Source organism: Marinobacterium sp. MBR-109 (assembly GCF_040547565.1).
Taxonomy (GTDB): Bacteria; Pseudomonadota; Gammaproteobacteria; order Pseudomonadales; family Balneatricaceae; genus Marinobacterium.
The window spans coordinates 352,942-372,470 of the sequence record NZ_JBEPPZ010000002.1 but is presented as its reverse complement, the minus strand read 5'-3'; the positions used below and the strand labels follow the sequence as shown (position 1 = coordinate 372,470).

General features: G+C 57.2%; 17 protein-coding genes. 10 read left to right on the top strand and 7 right to left on the bottom strand.

Annotated features, from left to right (window positions below):
• The first annotated feature begins 106 nt into the window (after window positions 1-106).
• Both trpB and trpA read left to right on the top strand, forming a co-directional pair.
• Window positions 107-1,321, top strand: coding sequence for a tryptophan synthase subunit beta (gene trpB, locus ABIE60_RS04830; protein ID WP_354468186.1), 1,215 nt, complete (start codon window positions 107-109; stop codon window positions 1,319-1,321).
• 10 nt (window positions 1,322-1,331) lie between these two features.
• The gene (trpA, locus tag ABIE60_RS04825) at window positions 1,332-2,159 is read left to right on the top strand and encodes a tryptophan synthase subunit alpha (RefSeq protein WP_354468185.1); all 828 of its coding nucleotides are present in this window, start codon (window positions 1,332-1,334) and stop codon (window positions 2,157-2,159) included.
• Between the two features lie 75 nt (window positions 2,160-2,234).
• On the opposite strand, the gene ABIE60_RS04820 is transcribed toward trpA, so the two are convergent.
• The 3 genes from ABIE60_RS04820 to ABIE60_RS04810 form a co-directional block, all read right to left on the bottom strand.
• Entirely contained in the window at window positions 2,235-3,947 is a 1,713-nt protein-coding gene (locus ABIE60_RS04820; RefSeq protein ID WP_354468183.1) for a proline--tRNA ligase, read from the bottom strand.
• A gap of 76 nt (window positions 3,948-4,023) precedes the next feature.
• Entirely contained in the window at window positions 4,024-4,500 is a 477-nt protein-coding gene (locus ABIE60_RS04815; protein ID WP_354468181.1) for a 2-thiouracil desulfurase family protein, read from the bottom strand.
• An 84-nt stretch (window positions 4,501-4,584) separates the two neighbouring features.
• Complete coding sequence (locus ABIE60_RS04810; RefSeq protein ID WP_354468179.1) at window positions 4,585-6,141, bottom strand: methyl-accepting chemotaxis protein; 1,557 nt, start codon at window positions 6,139-6,141, stop codon at window positions 4,585-4,587.
• Between the two features lie 265 nt (window positions 6,142-6,406).
• On the opposite strand from ABIE60_RS04810, the gene ABIE60_RS04805 reads away from it, so the two are divergent.
• From ABIE60_RS04805 to ABIE60_RS04795, 3 genes are read left to right on the top strand one after another with little or no spacing between them, the layout of a single operon-like run.
• Complete coding sequence (locus tag ABIE60_RS04805) at window positions 6,407-8,053, top strand: AMP-binding protein (RefSeq protein ID WP_354468178.1); 1,647 nt, start codon at window positions 6,407-6,409, stop codon at window positions 8,051-8,053.
• A 22-nt stretch (window positions 8,054-8,075) separates the two neighbouring features.
• Window positions 8,076-8,495 (top strand): PaaI family thioesterase, encoded by a 420-nt coding sequence (locus ABIE60_RS04800; RefSeq protein WP_354468176.1) that lies wholly within the window; start codon window positions 8,076-8,078, stop codon window positions 8,493-8,495.
• Complete coding sequence (locus ABIE60_RS04795; RefSeq protein ID WP_354468174.1) at window positions 8,492-9,295, top strand: alpha/beta fold hydrolase; 804 nt, start codon at window positions 8,492-8,494, stop codon at window positions 9,293-9,295. Before ABIE60_RS04800 ends, ABIE60_RS04795 begins: the two co-directional genes overlap by 4 nt.
• Before the next feature lie 3 nt (window positions 9,296-9,298).
• Here the strand turns inward: ABIE60_RS04795 and ABIE60_RS04790 are convergent, their stop codons facing one another.
• Together ABIE60_RS04790 and ABIE60_RS04785 are read right to left on the bottom strand one after the other, a co-directional pair.
• On the bottom strand, window positions 9,299-9,907 hold the full coding sequence (locus ABIE60_RS04790) for a response regulator transcription factor (protein ID WP_354468173.1): 609 nt from the start codon (window positions 9,905-9,907) through the stop codon (window positions 9,299-9,301).
• Entirely contained in the window at window positions 9,904-11,421 is a 1,518-nt protein-coding gene (locus ABIE60_RS04785; protein WP_354468171.1) for a PAS domain-containing sensor histidine kinase, read from the bottom strand. Before ABIE60_RS04785 ends, ABIE60_RS04790 begins: the two co-directional genes overlap by 4 nt.
• 155 nt (window positions 11,422-11,576) lie before the next feature.
• Between ABIE60_RS04785 and ABIE60_RS04780 the strand changes: the two genes are divergently transcribed.
• The gene (locus ABIE60_RS04780; protein WP_354468169.1) at window positions 11,577-13,214 is read left to right on the top strand and encodes an acyl-CoA synthetase; all 1,638 of its coding nucleotides are present in this window, start codon (window positions 11,577-11,579) and stop codon (window positions 13,212-13,214) included.
• 136 nt (window positions 13,215-13,350) lie between these two features.
• Window positions 13,351-13,710 carry a hypothetical protein gene (locus ABIE60_RS04775; RefSeq protein ID WP_354468167.1) on the top strand — a complete coding sequence of 120 codons (360 nt, stop codon included), beginning with the start codon at window positions 13,351-13,353 and terminating at the stop codon, window positions 13,708-13,710.
• Window positions 13,711-13,747: 37 nt separating this feature from the next.
• On the opposite strand, the gene ABIE60_RS04770 is transcribed toward ABIE60_RS04775, so the two are convergent.
• Entirely contained in the window at window positions 13,748-14,179 is a 432-nt protein-coding gene (locus tag ABIE60_RS04770; RefSeq protein ID WP_354468166.1) for a MaoC family dehydratase, read from the bottom strand.
• Between the two features lie 203 nt (window positions 14,180-14,382).
• Between ABIE60_RS04770 and ABIE60_RS04765 the strand changes: the two genes are divergently transcribed.
• Together ABIE60_RS04765 and ABIE60_RS04760 are read left to right on the top strand one after the other, a co-directional pair.
• Window positions 14,383-16,161, top strand: a complete 1,779-nt coding sequence (locus ABIE60_RS04765) for an acyl-CoA dehydrogenase C-terminal domain-containing protein (protein ID WP_354468164.1) — start codon at window positions 14,383-14,385, stop codon at window positions 16,159-16,161.
• A gap of 88 nt (window positions 16,162-16,249) precedes the next feature.
• Window positions 16,250-17,458, top strand: coding sequence for a YbfB/YjiJ family MFS transporter (locus ABIE60_RS04760; RefSeq protein ID WP_354468162.1), 1,209 nt, complete (start codon window positions 16,250-16,252; stop codon window positions 17,456-17,458).
• A gap of 1 nt (window position 17,459) precedes the next feature.
• Here ABIE60_RS04760 and ABIE60_RS04755 read toward each other — a convergent pair whose 3' ends face one another.
• Window positions 17,460-18,662, bottom strand: a complete 1,203-nt coding sequence (locus ABIE60_RS04755; RefSeq protein ID WP_354468161.1) for a multidrug effflux MFS transporter — start codon at window positions 18,660-18,662, stop codon at window positions 17,460-17,462.
• A 208-nt stretch (window positions 18,663-18,870) separates the two neighbouring features.
• Between ABIE60_RS04755 and ABIE60_RS04750 the strand changes: the two genes are divergently transcribed.
• A complete protein-coding gene (locus ABIE60_RS04750) occupies window positions 18,871-19,524 on the top strand; it encodes a TetR/AcrR family transcriptional regulator (protein WP_354468159.1) in 654 nt (217 codons plus the stop codon).
• The last annotated feature ends 5 nt before the right edge of the window (window positions 19,525-19,529 follow it).

The window sequence follows — 19,529 nt, the reverse complement described above, 5'->3', positions numbered from 1 at the left end:
TTAATCTGTTACTTTTTCTCACAAATATGTGTGATCTTATCGTTTTTTAATCGTCATTGCATGTACTAGACTTGCCGTCAAATCCAGGCTTTTCGGAGTAACACACATGAGCACAGACAACACTCTCAGACAGGGTCCCGACGCCAGCGGTTTTTTTGGCCGTTTCGGTGGTCGTTTTGTAGCCGAAACCCTGATGCCGCTGATACTCGAATTGCAGGCGGAGTATGAACGTGCCAAGCAGGATCCGGCTTTCCATGCCGAGCTGGAGAATCTTCAGAAGGATTATGTCGGTCGCGAAAGCCCGCTCTACCTGGCCGAGCGCCTGACCGAAGCGCTGGGTGGCGCCAAGATCTACCTCAAGCGTGAAGACCTGAACCATACCGGTGCGCACAAGATCAACAACTGCCTGGGGCAGATTCTGCTCGCCCGCCGCATGGGCAAGAAGCGCATCATCGCCGAGACCGGTGCCGGCATGCATGGTGTGGCCACCGCAACCGTCGCGGCACGTTTCGGTATGGAATGTGTGATCTATATGGGCAGCACCGACATTCATCGTCAGCAGCCCAACGTGCAGCGCATGAAGTTGCTGGGTGCCAAGGTGATCCCGGTGACCAGTGGTACCGGCACGCTGAAGGATGCCATGAACGAGGCGCTGCGTGACTGGGTCACCAATGTCGATAGCACCTTTTACATCATCGGCACCGTGGCCGGCCCGCACCCTTACCCTGCCATGGTGCGTGACTTCCAGGCTGTCATCGGTGAAGAAACCCGGCGTCAGGTCATGGAAAAGGAAGGGCGCCTGCCGGATATCCTGATCGCCTGTATCGGTGGCGGCTCCAACGCCATGGGACTGTTTCACCCATTCCTGGATGACAAGTCGGTCAAGATGATTGGCGTGGAAGCTGGTGGTGAAGGGCTGGACAAGCGTCATGCGGCCAGCCTGAAGGGCGGTGAGCCGGGTGTGTTGCACGGCAACCGTACTTTCCTGCTGCAGTCCGAAGACGGTCAGATTCAGGATGCACACTCAATCTCGGCCGGTCTGGATTACCCGGGCATCGGTCCCGAGCACGCCTGGTTGCATGACATCAAGCGGGTTGAATATGTGGCGATTACCGACCAGGAAGCGCTGGAAGGGTTCAAGGCACTGTGCAAGTACGAGGGCATCATCCCGGCGCTGGAGTCATCCCATGCCATCGCCTATGTCACCAAACTGGCACCAACGCTGCCGAAGGACCATATCATCGTTATCAATCTCAGTGGCCGTGGTGACAAGGACATGGCAACCGTAACCGAACATCTGGCAGCCGAGCTGGCGCAGTAAGGGGTACAGAATGACAGCAAGCAATACCGCCAGTCGCATGGAGCGCCGCTTTGCCGCGCTGAAACAGGAAAACCGTGCTGCACTGGTCACCTTTGTTACCGGTGGTGACCCGGACTATGACAACAGCCTCAAAACGTTGCTGGGGCTGCCACATGCTGGCGCTGATGTGATCGAGCTGGGGATGCCGTTCACGGACCCGATGGCCGATGGTGCCGCCATTCAGCTGGGCAGTCAGCGAGCACTGTCCAACGGCCAGAATATGGTCAAGACGCTGCAGATGGTCCGCGAACTGCGCAAGCAGGATCAGGATACGCCGGTGGTGCTGATGGGCTACTACAACCCGGTCTACCGCTACGGTGTGGAAAAATTCCTGCAGGAGGCGGCTGAAGCCGGTGTGGATGGACTGATCGTGGTCGATCTGCCGCCGGAGCATGACGACGAGCTTTGTCTGCCTGCGCGTGAAGTGGGTATCCATTTCATTCGTCTGGCAACGCCAACCACCGATGCCAAGCGGCTGCCGGGTGTGCTGAACAATACCTCCGGCTTCCTGTACTACGTTTCCAGTACCGGCGTGACCGGTGCAGCGGCACCCACCCCGGATAAGGTGCAGAAGGAAGTTGACGCGATCAAGGCACACACCGAAATTCCGGTAGCCGTGGGCTTCGGTATCCGTACCCCTGAGCAGGCTGCGCGGATTGCGGGCTTTGCTGATGGCGTAGTGGTGGGGTCGGCACTGGTTGACTGCATCGCGCAGGCCGAAACGCCGGAAGCCGGCACAGCGGCGGTGCTGAAGCTTACCTCCGAGCTGGCACAGGCGGTGCGTGTGGCGCGTCACTAGACCGACCGGTTGCTGTATACATAAAAAAGGCGGAGCGCCATGAACGCTCCGCCTTTTTTATTGCGCTGGAAATGCTCAGCTCATCTGGCCGAGCAGGAATTCCAGTGCGGTTTCGGCGGCAATATCCTGCGATTCGGCGTCACGGCGACCCTTGTACTCAAGCGTTCCGTTTTTCAGGCCGCGATCTGAAATGACGAGGCGGTGCGGCAAGCCCATCAGTTCCATGTCGGCAAATTTCACCCCGGGGCGCTCTTTACGGTCATCCAGCAGAACCTCAACCCCCGCCTTGCGCAGGGCATCGTAGAGTTCGTCCGACTTGGCACGCACCTCTTCGGATTTGTCATAGTTTAACGGAACCAATGCGACGCTGAACGGCGCCAAGGCCTCTGGCCAGATAATGCCGTTGTCATCATGGTTCTGTTCGATGGCGGCGGCAACCACACGGGTTACACCGATGCCGTAGCAGCCCATGTCCATCACCGTGGCCTTGCCGTTTTCATCCAGTACGGTCGCGCTCATCGCTTCAGAATACTTGCGACCCAGCTGGAAGATGTGGCCCACTTCGATACCGCGCCGGATCTGGATGCGGCCCTGGCCACAGGGACTGGGGTCACCTTCGACCACGTTGCGGATGTCAGCCACCTGCGGGGTGGGCAGGTCACGTTCCCAGTTGATGCCGAAATAGTGCTTGTCATCAACGTTGGCACCGGCACCAAAGTCAGACAGGGTCTCGACGCTGCGGTCGATGATGCAGGGGATCGGCAGATTGATCGGGCCAAGTGAGCCGGGCCCGGCGCCAATGACGCCACGTATCTCGTCATCTGTGGCGAAACGCAGGGGGGCTTCAACGCCGTGCAGTTTCTCGGCTTTCACTTCGTTCAGCTCGTGATCGCCTCGTACCAGCAGCGCGACAAAGTCGGCATCGATCTCATCGCTTGCCGCTACGATCAGTGTCTTGACCGTTTTCTCAATCGGCAGATTGAACTGTTCCACCAGCTGGGCAATGGTTTTGGCGTTGGGTGTGTCGACCAGCTGCATCTCTTGCGCCGGGGTCTGACGTTCGCCCAGTGCCAGTGCTTCAGCCATCTCGATGTTGGCGGCATAATCACTGCTGTCGGAGAAGGCGATGTCGTCTTCGCCTGACTGTGCAAGAACGTGGAACTCATGTGAAGAGTTGCCGCCGATGGAACCGTTGTCGGCCAGCACAGGGCGGAAGTCCAGGCCCAGACGAGTAAAGATGTTGGTGTAGGCCTGATGCATGCGCTCATAGGTCGCCTGCAGTGACTCGGCGCTGGAATGGAAGGAATACGCGTCCTTCATGATGAACTCACGCGAGCGCATAACACCGAAGCGAGGGCGGATTTCATCACGGAATTTGGTCTGGATCTGATAGAAGTTGGCCGGCAGCTGTTTGTAGCTCTTGATTTCGCGGCGAATCAGGTCGGTAATTACCTCTTCGTGTGTCGGGCCGACACAGAACTCGCGGTCATGACGGTCACGCAGACGCAGCAGCTCGGGACCATACTGCTCCCAGCGGCCTGATTCCTGCCACAACTCGGCGGGCTGAATGGCGGGCATCAGCACTTCCTGAGCACCGGCAGCATCCATCTCTTCACGCACAATGCGTTCCACCTTGCGCAGGGTACGCAGGCCCAGCGGCAGCCAGCTGTAAAGGCCAGAGGCGACCTTGCGAATCAGCCCGGCGCGCAGCATCAGCTGGTGGCTGATCACCTCGGCGTCAGAGGGAGTCTCTTTCAGGGTTGCAATCAGGTATTGGCTAGCTCGCATCGATATGCAGTCCGTTTCAGAATGAAAATGGCCCCCATTTTAGGGGGCCGGACGCAGGCTAACAAGTGTTCCGGTGTCAGGCTGCCTGACAGTGTTGTTCGACAAACTGGATAAGTGCGTCAAGCTGGTGTTCGTTAAACACCGGCAAGCCGTTGCGAATCAGCTCATCGGCCGCCACACCGGGGGCGTTTGTGAGCGTGCCCGTGAAGCTGCCATCGTAAATTTCCTGGTTGCCGCAGGACGGACTGCGGGCTTTCATCAAGGCGCAGCAGCAGTCATATTTGTGTGCCAGCTCAAGGGTTTTCTCGGCCCCGTTGAGGAACTCGGGGGTGACATCGTCCCCGGTGCTGGTTGTAATCAGGATGGGAAAGCGGGTCTGGGTTTCAGCCGGAGGCCGGGGAGTGGGCAGACCGCCAAGGGTTTCAGGGCAGACGGTCACCAGTTTTCCCTGCTGCTGCCAGCGTTTGATGACCGGGTGGTCGAGCAGATTGTCGCGGCCGTCATAGCGCACCTTGGCCCCGAGCAGGCAGGCGCTGATCAAAACTTTACTCATAAATACTCTGCGAAATCATGTTTATTGTTATTTTATCGCGCGTATTTTACCGCTCTGTTGCAGTCAGGGCCAATACCACCAAAGTCAGGACTGCATGATGCAGTCCACCAGGTAGCGCTGACGTTCCGCAAGCCTGACCGCATCATTGTTCAGTTTCAGTGTGAGAGCTGCGTCAGCCACCGTGCGCTGAGCGCCTTCACTAATAAGCTCGATCTGCTGGCTGACCTCGCGCACAACACTGCTTTGCTCCTCACTGGCGCCGGCGATACGAGTGGCCATGTCGCTGATCAACTCTATCGCCCCAAGAATTTTTGCCAATACAGCACCGGCCCCCTCGATCTGTTCAACGCTCTGCTCCGACAGTGCGCGCTTTGTGTCCATAGCGGAAACAATGGCACCTGTCTGTTGCTGCAGGGCGCCAATCATTTTCTGAATTTCGCCAGTCGCCTGCTGAGTGCGTTGTGCCAGCTGACGAACTTCATCGGCCACGACGGCAAAGCCACGGCCGTTTTCACCGGCGCGTGCGGCCTCAATTGCGGCGTTGAGAGCCAGCAGATTGGTCTGTTCGGCAATATCACGAATCACATTGATGATAGAGCCGATCCCCTGGCTCTGTTGCTGCAGTGCCGCTACAGAATGGGTTGTGTCCGCAATCGAGTCAGCCAGGCTGCGGATGCCGGAGACCGCTGCATCCACAACCTGCTGTCCCTGGCGGGCGCTGGACTGTGCTGCCTGGGTCTGGTCGGCGGTGTTGGCGGTGCTGGTGGTCATCTCCTGAATCGTGGAGCTGATCTGATTCATGGCGGTCGCCAGTTGAATCAGTGAAGATTGCTGTTCTTCGATTTCACTGCAGGTGCGGCTCATCACATCAATGCTTTGATGCGCTCCGCTGAGAACCTCACCCGACGCGTTCTGCATCCGCATCAATACCGAGTCCAGCTGAGACTGCAGCATCTGCAGGCTCAGGCCCAGCTGACCAATATCGTCATGGGTACCGGTATAGATCAGCTGCTTGATGGGGTGGTTGACCAGTGAACGGCTTTCTTGAACCAGGGCACGCAGGGGTCTGCATAACCAGGTTGTGCTGATAAAGAGCAACAGCAGGGTAGCAACGACAGCAGCCCAGTAAAGAGGATCAGACATGAAATGCCAAGCTCCGACCAGCAGCATGGGCAACAGGCAGAGGCTTTGTGCAATCCAAAGCCGCCCGCGCAGATCCGGCATGGGCCAGCGCAGTGGAAGTGGCATTTTGCCCTGGCGGCGCAGGCGATAGATGGTGGCAGCCCGTTCGGTCGCGATTCTGGGCGGAATACGGAAAATGCATTGGCACTCGATAATGCGCCCCTGCTCGATGACCGGGATGACATAGGCGTCGAGCCAGAGAGGGGAACCATCACGGCGGGCCAGTTGCAGCATCCCCATCCAGGGCTTGCCTTTGCCAACGGTACTCCAGAGGTCCTTGATCGGTCCCTCGGGCATTTCACTGTGGCGCAGGGATTGCAGCATCTGCCCTGTTAATGACGGGCGCTCATAGCCACTGTATTCGATAAAGGCGTGGCTGGCTTCACGAATTTCACCCTCGGGGCCGGTGACGAGAATCAGGTTGCTGTCCTGGGGCTGGGTCTTATTATTCTGTTCCATGTTGATCCGCTGTTGACTGGTCGGTTGGGGTACGGACCCTGCAAATTACAGGCCACCCTAAAGATCGATTTTGACCCTCGATCACAACGAAAAATAGCCATTCAGTGCAGCATTTGGTCACTTCATGCAATTGCACAGTGATGATTTGATCAATTTGGTCAGGAAGGTTTACGTCAACGACAAGCAGTTATATATTCGGGATATCCCTTAAGGGAAACTGCTGCTTCCCGGCTCCGATAATAAAGATAAAAAGAGGGGAATACCCATGAGTAACCAGGCTTACAAGCCATTCTATGACCAGTTTGATGCCCAACAGCTGGCCGCCCGGGTTCTTCAGGGCGACCTGAGCCAGGGGATCAATGTCTGTGTCGAAATCTGCGACAAATGGGCGTCTGATCCCGACCGTATTGCACTTAACTACCAGGGTGTAGAGCGCCCGCCTGAAAGCTGGAGCTTTGCCCGACTGAAGGCGGAGTCGGCCCGTTTTGCCAACCTGTTGTCGCAACAGGGCGTTGGCAAGGGCGATCGAGTTGCTGCGCTGTTGCCGCGTACGCCGGAACTGCTGGTGGTGATTCTGGGCACGCTCAAGGCAGGAGCGGTGTATCAGCCGCTGTTTACAGCTTTTGGCCCCGGCGCCATCGAATACCGTCTGGACAAGGCCTCAACCCGTCTGGTTGTGACCGATGACCAGAACCGCTTCAAGCTGGATGACGTCAAAAACTGTCCGCCCATTGTTCGCGTAACAACCGCCGGTCCTGACAGTCATCAGGATATCGACTATCACACCAGCCTGGTGGCTCAGTCTGAGCGGTTTGAGCCCGTGCTGGTGGGCGCTGACGAACCGATGCTGCAGATGTTTACTTCCGGTACGGTTGGCAAGTCCAAGGGGGTTGCCGTGCCGGCGCGAGCACTGCTGTCATTTCATGTCTACATGACCTGGGCGATTGATCTGAAGCCTGAAGATCATTACTGGAACGTGGCCGATCCGGGCTGGGCCTATGGACTTTACTACGCGGTAATCGGCCCGCTGCTGCTGGGTGCGACCACGCACTTCAATGAAAATGGCTTCACCCCCGAAACGACCTATCGCATGATCCGTGAGTACGGCATCACCAACCTGGCGGCTGCCCCGACCGCCTACCGCATGCTGATGGCGAACGATCATGTACTGGCCGAAGGTGAGCAGCTGGGGCTCAGGGTGGCCAGCAGTGCGGGCGAGCCACTTAACCCCGAAGTGATCAGCTGGGTGGGGCGGCGCCTGGGCTGTCCTGTGATGGACCACTATGGTCAGACCGAAACCGGTATGACCTGCTGCAACCATCATGCACTGGAGCACCCGGTGCGGGTGGGGTCCATGGGCTATTCATTGGCCGGCCATCGCGTGGTTGCACTCAACGGTGAGTATGAAGAGGTGGGGCAGGATGAAACCGGTCAGCTGGCCGTTGATGTTGAGAACTCCCCGCTGTTTTTCTTCCAGGGCTACACCTGGGGCGAGAAGGACCCTTTCCATGGTCGTTACTATCTGACCGGTGATGTGGTGATCAGCCACGGCGATGGCAGTTACTCCTTTACCGGGCGTGACGATGACATCATTACCACGGCGGGCTACCGTGTGGGGCCGGCGGATGTGGAGAGTACCTTGCTGGAACACCCGGCGGTCGCTGAGTCCGGCGTGGTTGGCAAGCCAGACAGTTCTCGCGGGTCTGTGATCAAGGCCTATGTGGTGATCAAGCCGCAGTACGACCCCGATGAAACACTGGCGGATGAGCTCAAGGAGCTGGTGCGTAACCGGCTTTCGACCCATGCCTTTCCGCGCGAGATAGAGTTTGTGCAGGAGCTGCCGAAAACGCCCAGTGGCAAAATACAGCGCTTTATCCTGCGCAATCAGGCGCGGGAAGAGGCTGATCAATAAGAGTATGACAAGGAGTGACCCTATGCAGGTCATGGGTTTTGATGAGATGCAGCTGTTCCTGCGTGACCATTTTCCGCAGGGGGAACAGTATGGTCAGCTGGATTCTCTGGGCGATGGCTGGGCCGAAATGAGGCTGGCGGTGGGCGATGATCATTTGCGACCCGGCGGCACGGTTTCAGGCCCGACCATGATGGGGCTGGCGGATGTGGCGCTGTATGCGGCACTGCTCAGCCGAATTGGCCCGGTCGCGCTGGCGGTGACCATTAATCTCAATATCAATTTTCTGCGCAAGCCCAAAGCCAATGTGGATCTGTTGGCCCGTGCCGAGATGCTCAAGGTTGGCAAGCGGCTGGGGGTGGGGGAGGTGTATATCCGTTCCGCCGGTGAAGATGACCCGGTGGCCCACGCGACCATCACCTACTCGATACCGGAGGGGCCATGAGTTCAATTCAATGGCACGATGAACAGGTCGAGCTGAGTGAAGGGGTGAAGCTGCAGCTGCGCTGGGGACGCCAGCCATCAGGCAAGGGGCGACCGGTGCTTGTGCTGCTGCATGAGGCGCTGGGCTGTATCGACATGTGGAAGCGGTTTCCACAGCAGCTGGCTGAAGCGACCGGGCTGGATCTGTTGCTGTTTGAGCGCCGGGGGTATGGCCGCTCGACACCCATTACATTACCGCGCCCAGATGATTACCTGCTGCAGGAAGGGCAGATATGGCTGCCGCAGTTGCTGGACCGGCTCGGGCTTGATGAGGTGGTGCTGTTTGGTCACAGTGATGGCGGCTCCATTGCCATGATCGGTGCGGCCAGCTGTCCTGAGCAGGTAAAGGCAGTGGTCACGCTGGCGGCTCATATCTATGTGGATCACCTGACGCTGGCCGGAATAGAAGAAGCGGTGAAGCGTTACCACGGCACCGATCTGCCGGAGCGTCTGGCTCGTTATCACGGTGATCGGACAGACCTTATCTTCCGCGCATGGTGCGAAACCTGGCAACGCCCGTCCTGTTATCAGGCCCTGAATTTGCGACCGCAGCTGGCCGAAATTCGTTGCCCGTCACTGATCATGCAGGGGGACCGGGATGAATATGGTGTGCCGGCGCAGGTTACCGACAGCTGTGCCGCCATTGGCCCGCAGGCGCAGGCTGCATTCATTGCCGACTGCGGCCATGTGCCACACCTGGAGCACCCTCAGGCGGTGATCGATCGCACACGGGCATTTCTGGCTGAAGCTGGACTGATCTGAGCCCTAGAGCTCCAGTCGGCTGTGCATCTGCACCAGCTGTGCCAGACTTTCTGCCCGCATCTTGCTCATTACGCGGGAACGGTGAACCTCCACCGTTTTCGGGCTGATCCCGAGGGTTTCGGCAATCTCACGGTTGGAGTTGCCGGTCACCACCAGCTGCATCACCTCACGCTCGCGCCGGCTCAGCGTCTCATACAGCTCCTGCAATTCTCTCTGCTCGTTCTGTTCGCTGAAACGCTTGCCGGCTTCGGCCATCGCCTTGTCGACCAGACGCAGCAGCACTTCGTCATCAAATGGCTTCTCAAGAAAGTCGAGGGCGCCGTTTTTCATGGCATTGACTGCCATCGGAACATCGCCGTGGCCGGTTATGATGATGACCGGCAGGCGAATGTCACGTTCCAGCATCAGTTGCTGCAATGCCAGCCCGTTGATTTCCGGCATACGGACATCCAACAGCATACAGCCGGAGCGGCCGTCGTACTGGTCAAGAAAGAGTTGTGCCGACGCGAAGTTCTCGACGTTGTATGGGGTGGACTCCAACAGCCACTGCATGGAATCTCTGAAGTCCGCATCATCATCGATGATAAAAACGGTTGCCTGTGAATTGGTCATGCCTGCCCCTTGAGCGGGAGTTGAAAGTGAAACCGGGTGCCGCTTTGACCATCGCTCTCAACCCAGAGCCGGCCACAGTGGCTTTCGATAATGGTATGTGAAATGGACAGCCCCATGCCAAGCCCGTTTTCCTTCGAGGTGATAAACGGCTCAAACAGGTTGTCCAGCTGCGCCGGGTCGATGCCTGGCCCCTGGTCGATGACACTGACCAGAATCCGTTTGCCTTCAACCCGGGTTCGAATGGTAACCGGCTTGGGACTGATGTCAGAGTCGCTGTAGGCTTCGATCGCGTTGCGCACCAGATTGAGCAAAACCTGCTCGATCTGCAGGCGGTCGGCTTCAAGTATGGGGTTGTCAGGGTCAAGGTCGAAGTCGAAGCGGATGCTGTTGTCGATCGCTTCCTGATTGAGGAAGAGGGTCACCTCGATACAGGTCTCATTGACCGGGAAACTGACACGCTGAAACTCGGTTCGGCGGACAAAACGGCGCATGCGCTTGATGATCTCGGAAGCGCGTCTGGCCTGAGCCGAAATCAGCTCCATGGAGCGCGTCACCTGAGACAGCTCGGTGATCTGACCTTCTTCAAGACGGCGGAAGGTGCCGTTGCAGTAATTGATAATGGTGGCCAGTGGCTGATTGATTTCGTGGGCCAGCTCAGTGGCCATTTCGCCCACCGACAACAGGCGTGACATGTGCGCCATTTCCAGTTGCTGGCGTTTGGCCTTTTCTTCTGCCTTGCGCTTGAGCGTGATATCCCGCGCAATGATGGAATAGTACTCCACCTGCATGTTTTCGGCGCGGTTGCGATGGGCGATGATTTCACGAATCTCGGCGATGCGACCGGGGTTGCCCGCCGGATAAAGCGGGATGCTGCCGTACCAGGTCCCGTACAGAGCGGCATGTTGCAGCGCAGGCTCTACCAGTGTGTGCAACACATCCTGCGGGAACAGCTGGTTAAGGTAGAACACGGCCAGATTTTCGCGTTCGGCGCCGAAGGTACGGTAGGCCGTTTCATTCATGTAGGTGAGCTGCAGGGTGCGGTGGTTGCAGAACAGGATCATGTCCGATGATGCTTCCACGACCCGCGCCAGTCGTCGGGTGGCCTGCTGTGCCAGCTCGCGTTCGGTGACATCGCGGGACACGCAGATGATCTCCACCGGCTGACCCGCATCGTCACGAATGGTGCGGCTGGTGGTTTCCAGCCAGATATAGTGCCCATCCCGGTGCTGAAAGCGGTACACATTGGTATACATGCCGCGGCGATAGCGAACGGAATCGGCTCGTTTCTTCAGGTTGTCGGCATCGTCCGGGTGGAACAGGTCATAACCCGAGGTGCCGATGATTTCGTCTGCACGGTAACCCAGCATGCGCTCAATGGCCGGATTGACATCGATGAAGGTCCACTCGGGCGTGGGCGTATGGCGCGAAATCATGTCGGTAGACTGTTCGGCCAGCAGACGATAACGGTCCGCTTCCTGCAGGCAGCGCTGCAGTTCCTGCTCCAGTGGTTGCATGCATTTTCCTTATCATTTTGCGCATCTTGGCCGGCACAATCTTATGATTTTAGGTCCTATTGTGTAATAAGGGAAAATACGTATCATGAAGTGACTGGATGGAATCAAATCAACCGAGGATGGCTCCCCAACGCACTGGTGGAGAGGAACCAATAATGACAATGAATAACCATAATCCTTACGCGCTGGGACTGGATCAGAACCCGGCCAACTACGCCACACTCAGCCCGTTGAGTTTCATTGCACGCACCGCTGCGGTGTACCCGAACCGAACCGCTGTGGTGCATCATCAGGTGCGCCGCAGCTGGGCCGAGACCTACAGCCGCTGTCGCCGCCTTGCCAGCGCTCTGAGTCGGCGCGGTATCGACAAGGGCGATACGGTTGCCGTGATGGCCCCCAACCTGCCGGAAGTGTTCGAAGCTCACTTCGGGGTACCTATGTGCGGCGCGGTGCTGAACGCACTGAATGTGCGCCTTGATGCTGAAGCGATCGCGTTCATTCTGCAGCACGGTGAAGCCAAGGTGATCATCGTGGACCGTGAGTTTTCGGATGTCATTGCCAAAGCGATCAAAATCGCGCGCATCAATCCGATCCTGATCGATATCGATGATCCCTCCTATGAGGGTGGTGAGCTGATCGGCGAGTGTGATTATGAGGCCTTCATTGACACCGGTGACGCCGACTATGAATGGCAACTGCCCGCCAATGAGTGGGATGCCGTTACCCTCAACTATACCTCCGGTACCACCGGCGACCCCAAGGGTGTGGTCTATCACCACCGTGGCGCCTACCTCAATGCGATCAGCAATGTGGTGTCATGGAACATGGGGGATCAGCCGATCTACCTCTGGACTCTGCCGATGTTCCACTGCAACGGCTGGTGCTTCCCCTGGTCCATTGCCGCTGCTGCCGGTGTCAGCGTCTGTCTGCGTCATGTACGGGCAGATGATATCTACCACCTTCTCAAGACAGAAAAGGTGGACCACTTCTGCGGTGCGCCGATCATATTGAACATGCTGAACAATGCCCCGGATGAACTCAAGTCCGGTATTGAGCATCAGGTGAAGGTGATGACGGCAGGTGCGGCACCTCCGGCCTCGGTGATCGAGGGGATGGAAACCATGGGATTCAGTGTGACTCATGTGTACGGCCTTACCGAAACCTATGGCCCCTGTGTGGTGTGTGCCTGGCATGATGAGTGGGATGAGAAAACGTCCACCGAGCGTGCGCGGCTGAAGTCGCGTCAGGGGGTCAAGGCACCGATGCTGGAAGGGCTGATGGTGGCGAATCCCGACACGCTTGAACCGGTGCCGCAGGATGGCGAAACCATCGGCGAAATTTTCATGCGCGGTAACCTGGTGATGAAGGGCTACCTGAAAAATCCGACGACCACCGATAAGGCGTTCGAGGGTGGCTGGTTCCACTCCGGCGACCTTGCTGTCTGGCATGCCGATGGTTACGTCGAGATCAAGGATCGTTCCAAGGACATTATCATCTCGGGCGGGGAAAATATCTCCAGTATCGAGATCGAGGATGTACTCTACCGTCATCCTGCTGTGATGGAGGCGGCCGTAGTAGCGCAGCAAGACGAGAAATGGGGCGAAATTCCCTGTGCCTTCGTCACTCTTAAAATAAATGCTGGTGAGCTTTCTGAAGCGGAACTCATTCAGTTTTGCCGTGACAATATGGCGCACTTCAAGGCACCGAAGCGAGTGGTGTTCTGCGAGCTGCCCAAAACCTCAACCGGCAAGATTCAAAAATTTGTTCTTCGCTCACAAGCAAATCAGAAATAGTGAGCAGGATCAAAAATCTGTTGCAGATTGGAGCCGCCTTTTGGCGGCTTTTCTGATAGTGTTGGCTGTTCCCTGAACCAGCCGCACAGGGTAAAGTCCAATGCGGTGATCAGAAAAGGGATCTTTGGAGAGCCAGATGCAGGACAGAACCCGAGCCAAGGTAGCTGCAATCGTTGCAGCGGCCAGTCTCAAAACCCAGGTGGTGAAAGTGACCGACCTGGATGCAGGTCATGTCTATCGCATACGGGTAATGCTGCGCAACAATCGTGTGGATGGCTTTGATTACCACAGCGAGCACCATTTCAAAGGCATGAGTGACCAAAGCCTGAATTTCTATGACTATGGCACCCAGGGGCACGTACACCTGCAACTGAGCGGACGCAAGATTCTCGGCTACGACCTTCAAACCGAAACCGCATTCAACGGTCAGGTGCATGGTCGCCTGATCAGTCTGTATGACTATGAGACCGAGCAAACCTACCGTTTCACGGTCTGATACGGGCGTCTGACTGAAATCAGACACCCGCCTCTTCTCAGCTTTCCCGGCGATCGACCATGAAAGTACCTTCGCCCGTGGCAACCAATGTTTCACCCACATGTACGTCCGTTCTGCACTTGACGCGGCGACGGCGCTCGTCAATTTCGGTTACGGTCAGGCTGGCCCGTGCCGTGTCACCGATATGGACTGGAGCCTTGAACTTCAATTGCTGATCCACGTAGATCGCACCTGGCCCTGGTAGTCGTGTACCTGCTACGGTCGAGATGAGTGCCGCACTGAACATGCCGTGTACGATACGCTGCTTGAACGGTGTGGTCTGAGCGTATTCATCATTGATGTGAATCGGGTTGTTATCACCGGAGATACCGGCAAACAGAATCACATCCGCATCGGTGATGGTCTTGGCATAAGAAGCGCTCATGCCTACTTCGAGGTCTTCCAGATAGTAACCGTGCAATTCCTGCATCTCTTGATTCTCTTGTTGGCTTTTGGAGTGGGGCTGATTGTAAACCCGGGTTGACAGTATAAAAGGGCCAGATGAAAGTTTTCCTGCTTATCAAACCCGTGCTACATGCTAGAATAAGTGTATTCCCTTATAAGGACCGGTGCCACTGCCTGCGAGGCACAAACCGGTATGGCTGCTTCAAACGAGTAACGAGAAGGTATCCCATGGCTGATTACAACGCACCACTGAAAGATATGAAGCTGACGCTTGACCATGTTGCACGCATGCCTGAGCTGGCGCAGAAACCGGGTTTTGAAGATGCATCAGCCGACATGGTTGACGCCATTCTGGATGAGGCCGCTCGTGTGGCACGGGATGTTGTGGCTCCCACTAACTGGGAAGGAGACCAGCAGGGCGTGCAGCTGAAGGATGGGAGTGTCGTCTGCCCGGAATCCTTCAAGGAAGCCTATCAGCAATATGCCGAGGGGGGGTGGGGATCACTCCAGTTCGATCCGGAATATGGCGGTCAGGGTTTGCCGTTTCTGTTGTCCATTCCCGTGATGGAGATGTGGCACTCCGCCAACATGGCATGGGGCCTGTGTCCGATGCTGAGTCAGGGGGCCGTTGAGTGTCTGGACCTGAACGGCAGTGATGAACTCAAGGCAAAGTACCTGCCCAAGCTGGTTAGCGGCGAGTGGACCGGCACCATGAACCTGACCGAGTCCAATGCGGGTTCTGATCTGTCGGTTGTGCGCGCCAAGGCGGAACCCGAGGGTGATCACTACCGTGTCAGCGGGGAGAAAATTTTTATCACCTGGGGTGATCATCAGATGGCCGAAAACATCATCCATCTGGTGCTGGCGCGGCTGCCGGATGCCCCTGCGGGCGTGCGTGGTATTTCCCTGTTTCTGGTGCCCAAGTATCTGGTCAACGAAGATGGGTCTTTGGGGGAACTCAATACGGCCGGTCCTCTGTCTCTCGAACACAAGCTGGGCATTCATGCCTCGCCGACTTGTGTCATGGGGTTTGATAATGCCGTTGGCTATCTGGTCGGCGAGCCAAACCGCGGTTTGGCCTGCATGTTCACCATGATGAACAATGCGCGCCTGAGTGTGGGCTTGCAGGGGGTTTCCATCTCGGAACGTGCCTATCAGCAGGCAGTGCAGTATGCGTTTGAACGCATTCAGGGGCCCGCCGTCGGGACGCGAGAGCCTGGCCCGATCATTCGACATGCGGATGTGCGTCGTATGCTCCTGACCATGAAAACCCTGACCGAAGCCGGTCGGGCCATTGCCTATGACGCCTGTGGCAGTCTTGATTTCGCGCTCAAGGCGGACACCGAGGAGCAGAAGGCGACTGAAAAGGCTCGCGCCGCTCTGCTCACGCCCATCGTCAAGGGCTGGTGTACCGAAGTGGCTCAGGAGGTAACCTCGCTGGGTGTACAGGTACATGGTGGTATGGGGTATGTGGAAGAGACCGGCGCCGCACAGCATTTCCGCGATGCCCGTATCCTGCCGATCTATGAGGGTACCAACGGTATCCAGGCACTGGATCTGGTGGGTCGAAAGACCTTGATGGACAAGGGTGAGGCACTGTCAGCGCTGATACAGGAGATGCGCAATAGCGTGGCCGCATGTGATCCGTCACTGACAGCGCAGGCAAAGCAGCTTGAAGAAGCGGTGACTGGGCTTGACCGAGCCCGTGAACAACTGCTCAAGGGCGCGGTGGATGACGAGCAGTGGGCTGGCGCGGTGGCGTACAACTTCATGATGCTGGCAGGCTACATCTGTGGCGGCTGGCAGCTTTTGCGTCAGGGGAACGCTGTGGTGCGTCTGATGGCTGAGGGCGAGGACGATCCCTATCTGCAGGCAAAGCTGGAGAGTGTTCGTTTCTACATGGCGCAGGTGCTGCCGCGCTGGAAAGGACATGCCGAAATGGTGACTGACGGCAGTCGATCCATCATGGCACTGCCTGAGGAGCTGTTCACCAGCGCTTGGGAATAAATTTGATCCTGCAGGCAGATCCAGCTGGATCTGCCTCTTGCTGCAGGGCACAATCTGACACTTGTGGATATAACGATAAGGAACCACGATGTCGCATCAGGCCCAACGTCTGAAGGTTCTGTTTGCCGGAATCTTCAGCCAGATTCTCTGTATCGGGATCGCCCGATTTTCCTATACCCCACTGTTGCCCGTGATGCAGGAGCAGACCTGGATCGGTGATGCCGAGGGTGGCTTGATGGCTGCCATCAACTACGCAGGCTACATGTGCGGCGCCTTGCTTGCGGCTTCATTGAGCGACCTTCAGCTCAAGGACAAACTCTACCGCATTGGCCTTGTCATGGCCGTTATGACTACGGCGGCAATGGCGCTGACCGAAAATATGCTGCTCTGGTCTTTGCTGCGCTTTCTTTCCGGTCTCAGCAGTGCCGGCTCCATGCTGATCGCATCCGGCCTGATTCTGAACTGGCTGATTCGCAACAACCATCGCAGTGAGCTGGGGATCCACTTTGCCGGTATTGGTCTGGGCATCATGTTCGCGGCCATTGTGGTGGAGATCATGCTCAGGCTGTCGCTGGGCTGGGATGAGCAGTGGCTCTGGTTTGCCGTTCTTGGTGTGTTGCTGGCTGTTCCGGCCTGGCGCTGGATGCCAAGGCCGGAACCCGTCAATCTGACCGGCAGTGGTAAAACAATGCTGGACCAGCCACCGGGCAAGCGTTTCATGTGGTTGATGATGGCGGCCTACTTTTGTGCCGGTTACGGTTATGTGATCAGTGCGACCTTTATCGTCACCATTGTTGAGCGTGAGCCAGCCCTTGCAGGCATGGGACAGTTGGTGTTTCTGATGGTGGGGCTGGCCGCAGCCCCTGCCGTGATGGTGTGGGACCTGATTGCGCGCCGAATGGGCTATCTGGGAGCACTGTTGCTGGCCTATCTGATCCAGGTTGTGGGCATTGTCATACCGGCCTTGAGTGAGAGTCTGGCTGCCATTTTGCTGAGCGCCGTGCTCTATGGAGGGACCTTCATTGGTTGTGTCAGCCTGGTACTGACAATGGCGGGCCGGTTATACCCGTCGAAGCCGGCCAAGTTGATGGGCAAGATGACCCTGTCCTACGGCGCAGCCCAGATTATCGCTCCGGCGCTGACAGGGATGCTGGCAGCCCAGAGCGGACACTACAACACGGGGCTGTGGCTGGCGGGAGGATTCGTAACACTGGGCGCCGTGCTGATACTGCTCCTGCGCCTGACCGATCGTACTGCCGCTGAACTGGATCAGAGCAACCGTCTGGTCAGTGGCTGAGTCAGGACTCAGTGCAGGCGCTGGTTAGCTGTCGTGGCAGCAGCCAGCGGCTGAGCAAAAAGCCGCTGGCGGCTCCGGCAAACATGATGCAGACCATGGGAAGGGGAGTGCCATCACCCAGCAACCCGGTCAGAATCCCGCCAACTGCTCCGGTTGCGAAGCCACAGGCACCGATCAGGGCGGTGGCGGTTGCTGCCGTTTTCGGAAAGAATTCGCTTGTTCCCGCCATTGCGTTGGACATTACAAAGCCCTGCATGCCGATAAACAGCATCACCAGCAACAACACCATCCACACGGGGGCGGGGGTCAGCAGATACCCCAGCAACAGGGTTGTTGCCGCCAGCAGCTGAACCTTTTGGGCTCCTTGCAACAGCTGCTGCGGGGTGAAGCGGTGCAGCAAGCGGATGTTGATCCGGTTGCACAGCAGCAGGGCAATGATGTTGGCACCAAACAGAACCGGATAGATGCTGGGTGACATGCCGTAATAGCCGATATAGACGCCAGGGGAGGCCGTAATAAAAGCAAACATGCCGGCATAGCTGGCCGCAACCGAACACAGATATCCTCGTGCGCTGCGGTTCTGCAGCACGCTTAAATAGTTGCGCAGCGGGTTGGGCAGCGGGCCTTCGCGGGGTGCCAGTGTTTCTGGCAGACGCAGGAACAGGGCCACGGACAGAATCAACCCATAAGCAAACAGAAACATGAAGATGCTGCGCCAGTCACTGATCTTGAGAATCAGCGCCCCGATCACGGGTGCGAGTAAAGGGGCCGCCATGATGATGCTGGCCATTCGACTCATCGCCTGTGCGCTTTCTCGGCCAGAGTGGCGATCCCGAATGATCGCCATTGAGTTGACCACGCTGATGCCACCACCAAAACCCTGCAGAATTCTGGCCAGCCAAAGGGCATGCGCGGAATCAGCCAACATGGCCCAAAGTGCGCCCATCAGAAAAATACACAGCCCGGTAAAGACCGCTGTGCGTCTGCCGAAGCGGTCCGAGTAGGGGCCGCCGAATAACTGCCCAAAGGCAAAGCCTGCCAGAAAGAGGCCGACAGTCAGCTCAATATCGTGAATACTGACGCCAAGGTCGGTCGCAATCGCCGGTATGGCAGGCAGGTAGGCATCCGTTGACAGCGGGGCGAGCGCGGTCAGTCCAGCCAGCATCAATATCAATCCCGGAATATGGGTTGTCTTGGGTGTCATTGAAGGTCCTCATAACTGCAATTGCGGCGCGTTCGCACAAATAGGAGTTGTAACGAGACAGGAAAGCGTGCAAGCGGAGCGGGCAGCGTGTATCCAAAAGTGTAGTGTAATATACATTACATAATAATGAACTGTCCATTGCGCTCGGTCGTGCTGACAGGGCAGCAGGCCTGATATAATGGCCCCACATTCAGACGCAGAATTTGGCATGAACAAAATGCAGCAGGATGAAAAAGCAACGGCGTGCGGGCTAACCCCAAAAGGGCTGGAGCGACAGAAACGCATTCTTGATGCCGCTCGGGAAGTGTTTCTGGAGCAGGGCTACGACAATGCCAGCATCAACGACATCATGTGCCGAGCCGGTGGTTCACTGAGTACACTCTACAGGCTGTTTGGCAGCAAACTGGGGCTGTTTGAAGCGATGATGGAGCAGACCTCAAATCAGGTATTTGCTGCCTTTCAGGCATTTGAATGCTCAATCAAACGGCAGGAAACTCCCGAGCAGGCACTCAAGCGTTATGCGCGTCTGTTGCTTGAGCGAGTACTTTCACCTGAGGCTGTCGGTCTCTATCGTCTGATCACCACTGACTGCAGCAGCGAGCGTGAGCAGATACAGCAGCTTTTCTATGCCCAGGGTCCCAGGCGTATCAACGAGAAGCTCGCCGGCTACCTGCGTGTTCAGGTTGAACAGGGTGCGCTGCAGATTAACAATCCGGAACTGGCGGCCTTTCAGTTCGTGGACATGGTGAAGGGCCAGTTCCAGCTGCGCGCGATGCTGGGCATGACAATAACCGATGATGAACTCGATGCAGCGGTAGAGCAGGCCGTGGATATATTTCTGCGCGGAACCTATCCGCGCTGATATGC